The following is a 15794-nucleotide window of genomic DNA, read 5'->3' on the forward strand; positions in this document are numbered from 1 at the left end:
GGCCATTACGATGGCCTTTTCTATTGCGTATTGGACGTCTCATGATTATCGTACTAAACAGATAAAGTGATTGATTGTTAAAGGAACTAAACGTGTCTAAAAAACGCATTACAGGCCTAATTGTTGGCGCACTACTTTCTGCCACTGCGCATTCTGCGACAGTGTACATTTCTGACATCCAATTTGTCGCCATCCGAGAAGGACTCGATAACAGCACTAGAGCAGTAGAAAGAGGCTTAAAAAGCGGAACTCCGGTTGAAGTTTTAGAGCAAAATGATGGCTATACTAAAGTTCGCACTCCTAGTGGTAACGAAGGCTGGGTTGCAGATTATTTCCTCAGTGAAGACATGGTAACAAGAGATCAGTTAGAGGTATTGCAAACTCGCCTTAGTAGAAATACAGAGAGCAGAACGGAACTTGCAAACACCTTAAAGGTTAGCCAGCAAAAAATTCAAGAATTAAACGAAACAAATTCCAACCTTCAAGGCGAAAATGACTCACTAAAGCAGCAGCTTCAGGATGCGGCAGAGTTATCAGAAAAAGCACAAGCCATCGTCTCTCAAAATAAGGATGTCAGTTATCAGATAGCAACTCTTAAACAACAAGCAAGCACAGCTATCGCGCAAGCAGAAAAACTGCAAGACACCACAGAGCAAAAATGGTTTATGATCGGAGGAGCTACCCTTTTTGGCGGCTTATTACTTGGCATACTACTACCCATGTTACGGCGCAAAAAGAGCAGCACAGGTTCTTGGTCTTAAGTCGAGGGCTTCGATTAACATGAGTTTGTAAATGTATAAAGGATAATTAATGGAAGCATCGATAGTACACTCCTTCTTTTTAATATTTGCAGGAGCCGCTGTCGTTGCCTCCATAGCTTTATACACTAAGCAACCAATGATTATCGCCTATATTGCCCTTGGTGTATTATTTGGCCCTTCCGCTCTATCTCTAATCAATGAACCCAAACTAATGGATGAGATGAGCCACATAGGTATCATCTTCTTACTTTTCTTGCTTGGCTTAGACATGCAGCCAAGTCATTTAATAAACATGCTCAAAAAAGCCTCTTGGATTGCCCTACTCAGCTCTGCTGTATTTGCAGCACTAGGTTATGGCGTTGCCATATTATGCGGCTATAGCAGCATTGAAAGTTTAATCATCGGCATTGCTATGATGTTTTCAAGCACGATCGTTTGTATTAAATTACTTCCAACTACGGTATTGCATCACAAGCACACAGGTGAACTTGTGGTTGGCTTGCTTCTATTACAAGATATGATTGCAATCAGCGTGTTACTGGTTTTGTATAGCATGTCTGGCACTGAAGACAATGGCGCCATGCAATACCTAAAGCCCCTAGTCGGCCTGCCTCTTTTGGTCGCTGGAGCCTTTTTATTTGTAAAATATATTCTATTAAAACTCATCACTCGGTTTGATCGTTTCCATGAATACATTTTCCTAGTATCGATAGGTTGGTGTCTATCCATGGCGGTACTTGCTGAGACTGCAGGCCTATCTGCTGAAATGGGTGCTTTTATAGCCGGCGTTGCATTAGCAACCAGCCCGATCTCCCAGTACATAGCAACCCACCTAAAACCTCTGCGAGATTTTTTCTTAATTCTATTTTTCTTTACTATTGGCGCCAGCTTTAATCTTGACCTACTTGGCATCGTAATTATTCCCGCTTTACTTCTGGCCATCAGCTCAATGCTTATCAAACCTGTTGTTTTTCGCTACTTACTGAAAGGCATAAAAGAAGACGCGAGCACATCTTGGGAGGTTGGCTTTCGCTTGGGCCAAGTAAGTGAATTTTCGCTCTTGATTGCCTATCTAGCTGCCAACATAGGACTAATTGGCGAAGAAGCTTCACATGTAATACAGGCAACGGCCATCTTGAGCTTTGCATTATCCACTTACATTGTCATTTTGAACTTCCCAAATCCTATTGCTATTTCAGATAAATTGCGTCGAGACTAGAAGAATTTGGCTGTTTTTACAGGTTAACAAAAGAACTTCTACTACATTTATAAAATGCTTTTCTATTGCCTCTTTCTTTAGTCACATAAAATATAATAGAATAGCGCGAAATACCTGACTACAAATGCAAAAAGTCTTGTATACTAACGCGCAAATTTCGTCCTCACTTATTTAGAGTAATGTAATGGCTGACTTATCAAAATACAGAAACATCGGTATTTTTGCTCACGTTGACGCGGGCAAAACTACTACTACAGAACGTATTCTTAAACTTACCGGTATGATCCACAAGCTTGGTGAAGTTCACGAAGGTGAATCTACAACAGACTTCATGGAACAGGAAGCTGAGCGCGGTATTACCATCCAGTCTGCGGCTGTAACTTGTTTCTGGAAAGATCACCGTTTTAACGTTATCGACACACCTGGACACGTTGACTTCACAGTAGAAGTATATCGTTCTCTTAAAGTTCTTGACGGTGGTATTGGTGTATTCTGTGGTTCTGGTGGTGTTGAACCACAATCAGAAACTAACTGGCGTTATGCGAACGAATCTGAAGTTGCACGTTTGATCTTCGTAAACAAGCTAGACCGTCTAGGTGCAAGCTTCTACCGTGTAACTGAACAAGTTAAAAAAGTACTAGGCGCGACACCATTAATCATGGTTCTACCTATCGGTACTGAAGACGAGTTCTCTGGTGTTGTAGATCTTCTTTCTCGTAAAGCTTACATCTGGGATGATTCTGGCCAGCCAGAAAACTACAGCATTGAAGATGTTCCTGCTGACATGGTTGATCAAGTTGAAGAATACCGTGAAAAACTAATCGAAACAGCAGTTGAACAAGATGACGACCTAATGATGGCGTACATGGACGGCGAAGAGCCATCTATTGACGACCTAAAAACTTGTATCCGTAAAGGTACTCGTGATCTTGCGTTCTTCCCAACATACTGTGGTTCTGCTTTCAAAAACAAAGGCATGCAGCTTCTTCTTGATGCTGTTGTTGATTACCTACCAAGCCCAACTGACGTAATCCCTCAGGATCTTACAGATGAAGAAGGTAATCCAAATGGCGAGAAAGCAATCGTTGATGCTAAAGAGCCATTAAAAGCACTTGCATTTAAAATCATGGATGACCGTTTCGGCGCTCTTACTTTCGTACGTATCTACTCTGGCGTACTAAACAAAGGCGACACTATCCTTAACAGCTTCACGGGCAAAACTGAACGTGTAGGCCGCATGGTAGAAATGCAAGCTGACGACCGTAAAGAAATCAGCACAGCGCAAGCAGGTGATATCCTAGCAATCGTTGGTATGAAAAACGTACAAACTGGTCACACTCTTTGTGATCCTAAGCACCCTTGTACTCTTGAAGCAATGGTTTTCCCTGAGCCAGTTATCTCTATCTCTGTTACACCAAAAGATAAAGGTGGTAACGAGAAAATGGGTATCGCTATTGGTAAAATGGTTGCAGAAGATCCAACTTTCCGCGTTGAAACTGACGTAGACTCTGGTGAAACTATCCTTAAAGGTATGGGTGAGCTTCACCTAGACATCAAAGTTGATATCTTGAAGCGTACTTACGGTGTAGATCTGATTGTTGGTCAACCACAGGTTGCTTACCGTGAAACGATCACTAAGCCTGTTGAAGACACTTACACGCACAAGAAACAATCTGGTGGTTCTGGTCAGTTCGGTAAAATCGACTACCGCATCAAACCAGGTGAAGTGGGCTCTGGCTTCAAATTCTCTTCTTCTGTTGTGGGTGGTAACGTACCAAAAGAGTTCTTCCCAGCTGTAGAAAAAGGCTTCAAGTCTATGATGGAGCAAGGCGTTCTAGCTGGCTTCCCAGTACTAGACGTTGAAATTGAATTGTTCGACGGTGGGTTCCACGCAGTTGACTCTTCTGCAATTGCCTTCGAAATCGCTGCTAAAGGCGCTTTCCGTCAGTCAATTCCAAAAGCTGGTCCACAATTGATCGAACCAATCATGAAAGTTGACGTGTTCACTCCAGATGACCACGTTGGTGATGTTATCGGTGACTTGAACCGTCGTCGCGGCATGATCAAAGACCAAGAGAAAGGTTTGACTGGTGTTCGCATCAAAGCTGACGTTCCTCTATCTGAAATGTTTGGTTACATCAGTACTCTACGTACAATGACTTCTGGTCGTGGTCAGTTCTCTATGGAGTTCTCTCACTACCTACCATGTCCTTCTAACGTAGCTGAAACTGTTATCGCTGCCGTTAAAGACAAGCGTGAAAGAGAAAAGAACTAATTCATAGTTTTTTCTAATCTCTAAAAAAACCCGATACACAATGTGTATCGGGTTTTTTATTGGCCAAAATAAAGCCCACAACTTTTTCTAAAACCTAGACCTAAAGAAATAAAAAAAGCGCCTAAGCGCTTTTTTCATTATCAAACCAAGTATCTTTAAGCCCAATTAGAACGGCACTGGATACTCTTTGAATACCGCCATGACGTCTTTCAACGCCTCTTCAGACAGTGTCATATCAAATGCAGCCATATCTTCTTTTAGCTGTTCAAGAGACGTTGCACCAATGATAGTTGAACCAACACCGTCCACTTGGTCACACCACGCTAACGCAAGCTGAGCCGGTGTAAAGCCATACTTCTTGGCAACTTTCATATAAGCAGCAACAGCTTTTTCAACCAAAGGCGTATCACGGAAAATACCGTTACGCTGAGAATAAGTCCAACGACTCCCTTCAGGGCGAGCGCCACCGAGATATTTTCCCGTTAAAGCACCCGCTGCCAAAGGCGACCATGGTAAGTACGCAACATCTTCATGCACGCAATTCTCAACCAAATATGGCCAATCTTTTGTATGCAGCAAACTAAATTCGTTTTGAATAGAAGCGACGCGCGGTAAACCATGCTTTTCACTAAGGCGAATAAACTCATTAATCCCCCAGGTCGTATCATCCGACAAACCAAAGTGACGAATCTTACCCGCTTTAATGCAAGCATCTAAGCCCTGAAGAATATCTAAAATCTGAGCAGACTGATCATCACGGTCAACATTCGTAAAACTAATAACACCTGGGAAATGCTTCGCAAAGTGAGGTGTTGAACGGTTAGGCCAATGAAGCTGGTAAAGGTCAATATAATCGGTTTGCAAACGTTTTAGAGAAGCATCAACCGCCTCAATCACGGTTTTACCTGAAATATTACTACCATCACGCACATATTTTAGACCTGGACCTGCAATTTTAGTCGCAAGAACAAATTCTTTACGTCGTTCTGGGTTACGAGAAAGCCAATCACCAATGATAGTCTCTGTTTTACCGTAAGACTCTGGTGTCGGTGGTACAGAATACATTTCTGCCGTATCAATGAAATTCACGCCATTTGCTAAAGCGTACTCAATTTGTACATCAGCATCGGCTTGATTGTTTTGAGTGCCCCAAGTCATAGTACCTAAACATACTCGCGAAACAGACAAACCAGTTCGCCCCAACTTACTATATTTCATTCAAAACTCTCCATATTTACTAACAAGATAATCACTAGACGATACATTAAAGCGGCAACCAAAGAACCAATATCGAGCGATATTAGATAAATACAATTCACCAAACCTAACTAGCCAAGCAATGATTAGCCAGCAATAATTTCTCGACAAATGGAAACACGATTACGACCCGTGTTCTTAGCCTGATACATAGCCATATCAGCCCTATTTAACAACTCATCAAATTTTTCAGTGCGGTCTAGAGAAGCTAAACCGACACTAACAGTTGCACAGTACAAAGTATTTTCTACACATTGGATAGGCTCTTTCTCGACGTACTTCCGTAACTTCTCAGCCACAGCGTGCGCTTCTATTTTATCTATCATAGGAAGGATAACCACAAATTCTTCACCTCCTATACGACCGATATGCCCGACATTCTTAACCCTCAATATATCGCTACAGACATTTACAATCGCCTTGATCACCCTGTCGCCTACTTCATGACCATATTGATCATTTACTTGCTTAAAATGATCAATATCAATCAACAACACACTAAAAGGCTGCCCTTCATCAATACACTTTTGATACGCATTTTGCGCCATATCCAAAATAGCACGACGATTATAGGTACCAGTCAACTCATCGGTAGTAGCCAGATTTCTTAGCTCTTCTTCTAATTTTTTTTGCTCTTCAATTCGTTGTGTTAATCGCTGCATTTTGATTTCAGCTCTTTTTCGAAACCCCCAACCAAATAGGATCAACACAATGACTAGCACACCGCCACCAGTGGCGATAAACATGTAGTCCTTAGCGAAACTCCAGCCTTCTGATGAATCTAAATTTATCCAATAACGATATATATCCCGTTTCTGCTGCGCTGTAATACTGTCTAAGCTTTTTTGCATAATAGACAACAACGGAGCCCAATCATCCCTTACTGCGAAACGTAAATTCCATTCAAAGCCTGACTCACCCACTACCTTAAGGTTAGTAAGACCATTTTTTTCAATGTAGTAAATAGCAGCCGCGTTGGTTGCGACAATAGCATCCGCCGACCCATAAGATACCATCCGCAGCCCGACTTCTATATCCGAGACTGCTAACGTATTTAATTCTGGGAAATTTTCTAACAAATACTCATAGGATGCGTAATTTTTTATACCAATTACTTTCTTGCCTTTGAGCGCCTCCATTCCCTCTCCGGCAAACTCATTACGAACAATAATTATCTCCGGCAAGCGAATATAAGGTCGAGTAAACAGCATAAACCTACTACGTTCTTCGGTTTTTTCAGCGGCTCCCCACATATCCACTCCTCGGGAGCGCCCTTCAGATACCACTTTATCCCAACTGGCAAGCTGTACAATTTCAAGCTTCAACCCCAAGTCAGATTGCTGATCGATTATTTTAATAAAATCAGCGGTAATACCTTGGTATTCATTATTCTCATCAAAAAACTCAACTGGAGGGTAATTTGGCGCAGGCGCAAAGCGAATAACAGGATGTTGATCCAACCAGAGACGTTCCTCAGCCGTAAATATATCTTTGCCATACAAGATGTCAGCCGCGCCGAATAGAAGCAGATACAAACCACCGAAAAAGCTTCTAGTCAAAAATGCATTTCTCTTCATAACATCCCTATGCACAAAACATTTGCAGCCCAAGATTAAGTTAGGAGCATTTAAAAAAACCATATTCTATAGTAATTCAATGACCTGACATTGACCATCCCAGAAAGACCAAACAAAATACAACGACCGACTTATAACAAATATATCAACAATCTAACTTATTCCTCCAACAAGTATTCATAGCGCTGATCCGTTAGAGTTTTCAAAAAAGCAACAATGGCATCCACTCTTCGATCTGGTAAAGCAGGACCTTTTTGCAGATTCTCCAAATCTATATTTTCTGACACCTCAGGTTCCGCCCAAGCCTTACCTGTTTCAGGATTCTCCGTACGACTAGGGTTATTGTATTTGTCGTAAAAAAGCACCACGGTACGAAGATCAGTAAACACGCCGTTATGCATATACGGTCCTGTCACAGCAACATTACGTAAAGAAGGCACTTTAAACTTGCCAGCTTGTTTCTCATCATCAATAGTTGGGTTGTCCAACAAGCCCAGATCCCTTCTGCCATTTTGATGCAAAACATCAGGATTAGCAGGAACACCAATATTACGGTATTCGTAATTCGTAAAGGTTTCTTGGTCGTTTAGCGGAGACGAACTTAACTGATGGCAAGCATTACAATTAGTAAATTGTTGTGAAAAGAACAAAGTTTTGCCCAACTCCTCTTGTGGCGTTAACGCTATCTCGCCACGCAGAGCTCGATCATATTTGGAATCAAATGGCATAAACATAGCCGTTTTTTCGAACGAGGCAATAGAGTCAGTAATTGCGGCATAACCCTTCATAGGATCATTTAAAACATCTTGCCCATATATTGAATTGAACAAGCTTTCATAACGCTCGTTTTCTCTAACTCGATTCACAACTGCCGCGCCGTCAGGCAAAGCCATTTCCAAAGGATTTAAGAATGGCCCTTCTGCCTGTTGGGCTAACCCCGATGCACGGCCATCCAAAAACTGACCACCGCGATACTCGCCATTAGACATACGATGAAATGCGGGTGAGAATGCCGCGTAGGCGGCTGTCGGCGTATTGCGACTTCCCATAGATAAACGGTCACTGCCCAATGACACGGCGCCAAATAGCGCATCTCGCCTTTTATCAACAAAGCCGTTCGCTATATCATGGCAAGTACCACAAGACTGATTACGCTCTTTAGACAGGTTAGTATCAAAAAAAAGCTGTGCACCTAACATTGCCTTAGGGTCTGTCATCGCAATCGGAAGCTCAGCAGTGGAATGTGTAGGCTTAGCTTGAGAAACGACCTGTTTAGGTTCGCTACAGGCACAAAGCAGAACTGAAATAGCCACCACACCAAGGGAAAAACGCAGCATCAACTTTACTCTTATGGAAAATGTTTAATCAAAAAAGAAGTGACATAAATAATACACCCACGAAAACTTGAGTAAAACAACACTGAGCAAACTGATTGAATTAAGCATAAAAAAACGCCAAACAAGACAAATTTACGATCTTGTTTGGCGTTTAATCAATAACCAAAATTAGCAGCAGTTATCTTTACACTAATTTTGCTCTGGTAAAGTAACATTCAACTCCAACACAGAACAGTCATCCGTATTATCCAACTGTATCTGCACATCTTCGCTGCCAATATTCACATACTTACGAATCACATCAATAATTTCTTGCTGCATCTGCGGCAAATAATCAGGTTGATGGCGTTTGCTGCGCTCATGAGCAACAATAATCTGCAAACGATCCTTTGCTACAGAAGCTGAGCTAGGAGCACTTTTACTTTTAAAATAATCGAAAATTCCCACTCTAACCCCCTAACAAACGCTTGATAAAGCCTTTCTTCTGAATCTCTAAGAAGCGCAATGGACGCTCCTCACCCATCAAACGATCAACGGCATCCATGTAAGCCAAACCAGCCTCAGATTCCGTATCCAGAATCACGGGAGTACCTTGGTTCGATGCTTTCAACACCGCCTCAGACTCAGGAATAACCCCAAGCAGAGGAATCGCCAAGATATCCTCAACATCAGAGACACTTAACATCTCACCAGACGCAACACGTCCAGGGTGATAACGAGTTAAAAGAAGATGCTCCTCAATCGGCGCTTTACCTTCCTCAGCTCGCTTAGACTTACTTTGCAAGATCCCTAAAATACGATCAGAATCTCGTACCGAAGATACTTCAGGGTTAGTTACTACAATAGCCGCATCAGCAAAATAAAGGGCCATCTGAGCGCCCTTTTCAATACCGGCTGGTGAATCGCAAATAATATATTCAAACTCTTTCGCCAGCTCTTCAAGAACTTCTTGAACACCTTCAATCGTCAGCGCATCTTTGTCACGCGTTTGAGATGCTGGCAAAATGAATAACTCTTTTGTGCGCTTGTCTTTAATCAAAGCCTGAGACAAAGAAGCCTCTTTATTAATGACATTTACAAAATCATAAACCACGCGACGCTCACAACCCATAATCAAGTCTAGATTACGTAAGCCAACATCGAAATCAATAATAACCGTTTTATGACCTTTTAACGCAATACCAGTCCCAATAGCAGCACTGGATGTTGTCTTACCGACACCACCCTTGCCTGAGGTGACTACTATAATTTTTGCCAATGCTATATCCCCCGATAAACTCAAATTAAGCTTATCTAACAAATCAAATGAATAATAAATTTTAAAGCGGTACGATTTCTAAGCTATCGTCAACTAATAACACTTGCGCGCTGTCTTTCCAAACGATATTTTGCAGCGCATCACTCAACATAAAATTACCAGCAATGGAAACCAATTCCGCCTCCATGCTTTTACAAAAAATTCTAGCGTCTACATCACCTTTCACGCCAGCCAACGCACGCCCCCGCAAAGCACCATAGACATGAATATTGCCATCTGCTAATACCTCAGCACCAGCACTAACCTGATTGAGAATAATCAAGTCACCTTCAGAGTACACTTGCTGACCAGAACGAATTGGCTTGCTAATAACTTTGGTCGACTGAGGCACTAAGCGCTCTTCAACAACAGTCTTCACTACTACATCTGGGCTAGTATCATCCTTAATGACTGGAGATGCATTGATTGGTCTTGCTTTGCTGGCAGGTAATAAAGGAATGGTTACCGAAGCATTCCAGACAGGCAATTCTTCAGGATCACATCGCCAACCAATCACACCAAGCCCAAGGGCACTGACCGACTGAATCAGCTCTTCAAATTCTTCTAACCTGATACCACGCTTCATCTTCGAAATATCGATAATGATCGGCGCCTGATTAAAAAAATGCGGAACCTGATCAATCTTCTCTTTTAAATGAAACACAATGTCATCTAGTGAAAAAGTTTGAATTTCTAATAAAACCGTCGTAACAACGCTTCCTTTTAGCCGGAAGCCTGAGTCTGTCATGCAAACTTTCCTTTTTTAAAAACTTAAATGGCTCAAAACACTAAAAAGCCGCACTGAAATTTCACCATCAGCGTTAAAAATCTATTCTATCAAGCTGGATGATTAAAGAAAGACACCTCTACAATGTCTTTACATTCGCTCAATGGTTCCCGCTGCTCTCTTGTAGTGCTAAGAATAACGCAAAATGAACAATAATGAACGTAAGATTAAGCATTTGATTTAATTAATATTTTACAACTTACTTACATACTTGTTCCCATAAATCTGGGGAAAACTTTTGCACCATGAAAGCCCAGAAAATAACCCGACATTCACCTCACTCCTCCGGCGAATGCACAGCAAATTCAGAAGAAAGTCGACTAACACCCAAACCGCTTTGTTTAGTGAGCTTAATCTGAACCGGAATACGCTCTTTTAACGCACTAATATGACTGATGATACCAATGGTCTTACCGGAAGAATGCAAATTATCCAAAGCATCAAGAGCAGACTCCAATGTCTCGCTATCCAAGGTGCCAAAGCCTTCATCCAAGAACAAAGAATCAATACTGGTTTTATGGGAAACCAAATCAGACAATGCCAATGCCAATGCCAAACTCACTAAGAAAGATTCACCGCCAGACAGCGTCTTAGTATCTCGCGAGGCATTTGCTTGCCAAGTATCCACCACAAGCAAAGACAAAGCATCTTCGTTACGCATTAATTGATAACGACGATGCAAAATGTCCAAATGCTGATTAGCTAAATAGACCAAATGATCCAAGGTTAAACTTTGCGCAAAGCGGCGGAACTTGGCACCATCTGCCGAACCGATCAGATGATTCAAACGCTCCAAATGTATGAAAGCCCCTCGACGCGCCTCTAGTGCTTCCTTAGATTTCGCCACTTGCTCCCTACGCTGTGTTTCTTCTTGAATCTGTTGACTAATAACGCCCCACTGGCGATGCAACGCTTGGCGCTCTGTATCGAGCTGAGTGTATTTTTCTTCTAGTGCATCAAGAGAAATGGCGTCAAACTCCGCACTACCTGATTCTTTCCCTTCAAGAGCGACAAGTTCAGACTTTCTTTCAATATGCTTAGCTAAAGATTCTTGAGATTGATTAAATAATGTTTGTAGCTTAGAAACAGCCTCTTGAAGATGCTTAAGTGTTGCTTGGTGCTGAGCCATTTCTTCTGCGGATAAGCTTGCTTGCAGCCAAGCAGCTTCACCCTCAAAGCCTTTCTCTGTCAGTGATTGTTGCCAATGAGCAAGCGCAGCATCATATTCTTCTGCCAAAACTAGACGCGTCTTATTAAGTGCATCTAGCGACGCCTTGCTGGACGCCAAAGCTTGAGCAAGCTGCTGCCGCTCCGCTTCAACTTTTTCCAGCTCTTGATGAGCGCGATCAGCTAAAGATTGCGCTTCTTGACGAAGCTCACCAACACTCTTATCACCTAGCAAGTTATACAGCTGTTTAGTAATGTCAGCTAAGCCCGCATCTAACTCATACACTTTGGCTTGCGCATCGTCGCGTAGTTGCTGACTCTCTTTTAGCGTATTTTCTAAATTTTTACTTTCATAACTAAACTGCTCACGCTGCTGCAACAAAGCATCGTAACCGGCTTTGCTGTCGCGCCATTGCTTCATGGCCTCTTGTAACTGGGTCAACGCATCAACCAAAGACAAATCAAAATAGCTGTCTGGCACACCCGATTGCTGCATATCATGGCGTAAATTCGCAGTGATTTTTTCTTGCTCATCCTTCTTACTAACAAGATTTTTTTGATGAGTCTCTAAGGTTTGCCACAATAATTGACATTGATTCTGATCTTGCGAAACCTGCTGCTGTGTTGTTTGGTGCTGAACAACTAGGTTCTGCAACTCAGTCTCTAAAGCCAAACGAGACTGGTGCAAGGCTTCAAGTTTAGGTGCTATGTTTTGCAGCGCCAGCCAATCTTGCTCTACATGTTGAACCAGAGCAGAGACTTGTTCTTTATCAGACAGGTTAAAACCTTGATCCTGATTCAACGACGTCAGCCATTCTTTCAGATCATTTTCGGTTGCCAGTAAGCCATCGATCAATTGCTGACGTCGCGTTTGAGCAGATGTTAATTCGCGCTGCATGGATTCCAAGTCTGCCGCCAACTGCATACCCTGGCCTTTCAGACCGTCTAATTCTTTGCCTAATAGAAGAAACTCTTCTTGGCTACCAGAATCTGCTTGGTACAAAGCATTAGCAAGATTGTGCTCTGCTGAACCACACAACGGACAATCATCATGTTCACCTAACTCATTACGTAAATGGGTTAACGCCACAATATGACGCTCCGCCTCGGCAAGTTTTTCAATCGATTTTTGATGACGAAGCTTGTTTTTGTAGGTTTGCCTTTGTTGCTCTAGCTGGCTTTGCTGTTGCTGAATACGGCTTGCCATTGTATTCAGATTCTCGTCCAGCTCGGACAATTGCAACTGTTGATCTTGATATTGATGAAACTGTTTCCAGAGTGATTGCGCATTATACTGAGCACGTTCAGTTTGATGATAACCTTTCTGCCAATCGGCATATTCACGCTGCGATGATAACGCCATGTAATCATGAACCGTGCTCTGCAATGCTTGCTGACGCTCTTCTATGCTGGCTTGTTCATGCTCTAACTTAGCTTGATTGCTTCCATGAGCAGAGCGAGCAGCATCATAATTTTTGGTATCTTGATCGATACTGATCTCAAGTTCGGCAATAGCGTGAGTATTCGTTTCTATGATTTGCGCCTGATGCTGCCAACTAGCCAACTGATTTTCAATTTTTTCTGGCGATGTCCAGCGGCTTAAAATGGCTTTGCTTTCGTCACAGGCTTTATCAATACCCGCCTGTTTTTCAGACACGTCTTTTAGTTGCGCCTGCTGATTATCGACTTTTTCTGTCGCTTGCTTAAGTCGAGCAAGGCTATCCTGATGCTGAGCCTTCACACTTTCTTGGCGGGACAAGATAGGCTGAATTTCATCATTGATTTTGTTATTCAAGGTTTCCAAATCAGCTCGCGCACGGGCTAACTTTTCTTTCGCTTGCTCAACGGAATCAGTCAATATCTGGCTTTGCTTAAGCTGTGCTTGATGCATTTCAGAGTATTGACTAACATCCGCCTGATTCTGATCCAAACGTGATTGTAAACCTTGCTGTTTGTCATAATCTGGCTGTAAAACCTGTGCTGTGAGAGCTTGTTCAAGCTGTCGTTGCTGAGGTGCAAAATCCGCTAGCGCTTGCGTCGCATCATCGAATTGTTGCTGATATTGAGCCACTTGCTCTTGCAGTTTCTTCTCAGTACGTCGCCACTCCAATATCGCTTGATGTTGCTTTAACGCGTCGGCATTGGCTTTTTCATTAGACTCAAAACTCGACTCGGTCAGCTTTAGCTCAGAAAAAGCGTCATCTGATAATAACTGAGTCTGCTCATTAAACTTCTCGAGCGACGCTATGGCTTGCTTCTCAAGCTTGTGTTTATCAAACACCCACTTCGACACGTCACCGTAAATTTCTGTGCCGGTTAGCTCTTCTAATAACTCTGCCCTGTCATTGGCTGACGCATTCAAAAACGCCGAAAAGCCACCTTGAGCCAGCAACATAGACTTGGTAAAACGCGAAAAATCCAAACCAGTGATGTCGGCTATCTTATCGATTTTTTCATTTATCTTAGTGGTAATGATGGTGCCGTCACGCTCACAAAGTTCGCAAGTCATCGGTTGCAACTTACCATCGCTCTGACCTCGAGCGCGTCGCTGCCCCCAGAAAGCGCGATAGCCTTTGCCTTTTATTTCAAACTCGACTTCCGCCAAACATTCCGACGTATGACGCGTCATCACATCGTTCTGACTTGGTGACACTTTCAGGCGCGGCGTTTCGTGATACAAAGCCAAACAAATCGCATCCAACAAGGTCGACTTACCCGCTCCCGTCGGCCCGACAATGGCAAACACACCAGCGTCGTCAAATGGCTCTTTGGTAAAATCAATTTCCCATTCGCCTTTTAGGGAGTTCAAATTCTTCAGGCGCAGTTTGCAAATTTTCATGATTGCTTCTCCTCGCCATCTTGCTGATGCTCTTCCAACTCTACCAAGCAAGTATTAAAAAGCTCGGTCAGAGTTTTAGACTCGTCTTCGTCCAGTTCTAAATTCGATTTAAGACTCTGCTCGAATACATCACCAACCGTTAATTCCGACAAGGTTTTGCGCGCCTCAAAACCTTCGTTCTTTTTCTCTATCGCACTGCGACGCATCACTCGCAGTAACTCAATCGGTTTGCCTTCAATAACTTCCAGCAAGCGCTTATGGACATCACTCAAATACTCATCGGCAATCACAGTGACTTCCAACCAAAGGGTTTTGTCTTCTGCTAATTCCAAAGCCGTGATCTGTTTAATCACTTCTTTCAAGTTGCCCTTCAAACTCGCCATCGGCTGAAAATTCGGAATCGTTACCAACTGAACAGGGTCCACAGGCTCGGCAAACAAATCTTCAACAAACGTATCCTCACCTAGCAAATTGGTATCAAATATCACCAGGGTTTTGTCACGGCCAAGCTCATCAAAACTCAACGGAATCGGTGAACCGCTGTAACGGAATCGCCCACTTTTACTAATCGGTTGAGCACGATGAATATGCCCAAGGGCTAAATAATCAAATGCCGGGAACACCGACGTCGGTAAGGCTTCCAAAGTGCCCACATAAAGATCACGAACAGACTCGCTTACTTGGCCACCTACTGCCGTTAAATGCCCAGTGCCAATAATCGGCACCGCCGTTTTCAATGCTTTGTTTTTCTCGCACGCAGCGTCAAACACTCGCTGGTAAAAATCACCGATCATTTGCAGCAAACCGAGCTTCTTATCTTGTTCAGATTGCCCAGCGACGCTTTGCATCACGTCTTTCGGGCGTAAATACGGCACAGCACATATCCAGGCGGCAATATCACCCGTTTTGTCTTTTAGCGGAATAACATGAGAATCGATATCTTCTAGGTTAGCTTGGCTCGAGACTTGAGTATCGAGATAGGTCAACAAGCTCTTGGATTCATTTAGCATACTGACCGAATCGTGATTCCCCGCGACGATCACCAACTGACATTGGCGCGCCTTCATGTCTAATACCAACTGATGATACATTTCGCGCGCGTAGCTTGGTGGTGAACCCGTATCGAATACATCACCAGCAATAATCACCGCATCGATAGATTCTTTATCCACCAGCGCCAATAACCAATCGATAAAGGCTTTGTGCTCATCACGGCGGGATTTCCCCATAAAATGCTGACCAAGATGCCAGTCAGAAGTGTGTAGAATTTTCATTTAT

General features: G+C 42.9%; 11 protein-coding genes. 3 read left to right on the forward strand and 8 right to left on the reverse strand.

Going from position 1 to position 15794, the window contains the following annotated elements:
* The first annotated feature begins 92 nt into the window (after positions 1–92).
* The 3 genes from KDW99_RS10805 to fusA all read left to right on the forward strand — a co-directional run bounded on the left by KDW99_RS10805 (position 93) and on the right by fusA (position 4255).
* Positions 93–761, forward strand: a complete 669-nt coding sequence (locus KDW99_RS10805; RefSeq protein ID WP_255824756.1) for a TIGR04211 family SH3 domain-containing protein — start codon at positions 93–95, stop codon at positions 759–761.
* A gap of 49 nt (positions 762–810) precedes the next feature.
* Positions 811–1980, forward strand: a complete 1170-nt coding sequence (locus KDW99_RS10810) for a cation:proton antiporter domain-containing protein (RefSeq protein ID WP_255824758.1) — start codon at positions 811–813, stop codon at positions 1978–1980.
* Between the two features lie 184 nt (positions 1981–2164).
* Positions 2165–4255 carry an elongation factor G gene (fusA, locus tag KDW99_RS10815; protein WP_255824760.1) on the forward strand — a complete coding sequence of 697 codons (2091 nt, stop codon included), beginning with the start codon at positions 2165–2167 and terminating at the stop codon, positions 4253–4255.
* 165 nt (positions 4256–4420) lie between these two features.
* On the opposite strand, the gene KDW99_RS10820 is transcribed toward fusA, so the two are convergent.
* The 8 genes from KDW99_RS10820 to sbcD all read right to left on the reverse strand — a co-directional run bounded on the left by KDW99_RS10820 (position 4421) and on the right by sbcD (position 15790).
* Complete coding sequence (locus tag KDW99_RS10820; RefSeq protein WP_255824762.1) at positions 4421–5473, reverse strand: aldo/keto reductase; 1053 nt, start codon at positions 5471–5473, stop codon at positions 4421–4423.
* A 125-nt stretch (positions 5474–5598) separates the two neighbouring features.
* The gene (locus tag KDW99_RS10825; protein WP_255824764.1) at positions 5599–7071 is read right to left on the reverse strand and encodes a transporter substrate-binding domain-containing diguanylate cyclase; all 1473 of its coding nucleotides are present in this window, start codon (positions 7069–7071) and stop codon (positions 5599–5601) included.
* Positions 7072–7247: 176 nt separating this feature from the next.
* Positions 7248–8426, reverse strand: coding sequence for a cytochrome-c peroxidase (locus KDW99_RS10830; protein ID WP_255824766.1), 1179 nt, complete (start codon positions 8424–8426; stop codon positions 7248–7250).
* A gap of 189 nt (positions 8427–8615) precedes the next feature.
* Positions 8616–8873: a cell division topological specificity factor MinE gene (minE, locus tag KDW99_RS10835; protein ID WP_110572897.1), complete on the reverse strand. Its 258-nt coding sequence runs from the start codon at positions 8871–8873 to the stop codon at positions 8616–8618.
* Position 8874: 1 nt separating this feature from the next.
* Positions 8875–9684 carry a septum site-determining protein MinD gene (gene minD / locus KDW99_RS10840; RefSeq protein ID WP_255824770.1) on the reverse strand — a complete coding sequence of 270 codons (810 nt, stop codon included), beginning with the start codon at positions 9682–9684 and terminating at the stop codon, positions 8875–8877.
* 61 nt (positions 9685–9745) lie between these two features.
* Positions 9746–10471, reverse strand: coding sequence for a septum site-determining protein MinC (gene minC / locus KDW99_RS10845; protein WP_255824772.1), 726 nt, complete (start codon positions 10469–10471; stop codon positions 9746–9748).
* Positions 10472–10787: 316 nt separating this feature from the next.
* Positions 10788–14516, reverse strand: a complete 3729-nt coding sequence (locus KDW99_RS10850) for an AAA family ATPase (protein ID WP_255824774.1) — start codon at positions 14514–14516, stop codon at positions 10788–10790.
* Positions 14513–15790 carry an exonuclease subunit SbcD gene (gene sbcD, locus KDW99_RS10855; RefSeq protein WP_255824775.1) on the reverse strand — a complete coding sequence of 426 codons (1278 nt, stop codon included), beginning with the start codon at positions 15788–15790 and terminating at the stop codon, positions 14513–14515. The genes KDW99_RS10850 and sbcD overlap by 4 nt, the downstream gene beginning before the upstream one ends.
* Between the last annotated feature and the right edge of the window lie 4 nt (positions 15791–15794).

This window comes from Marinomonas rhizomae, from assembly GCF_024397855.1.
Classification (GTDB): Bacteria; Pseudomonadota; Gammaproteobacteria; order Pseudomonadales; family Marinomonadaceae; genus Marinomonas; species Marinomonas rhizomae_A.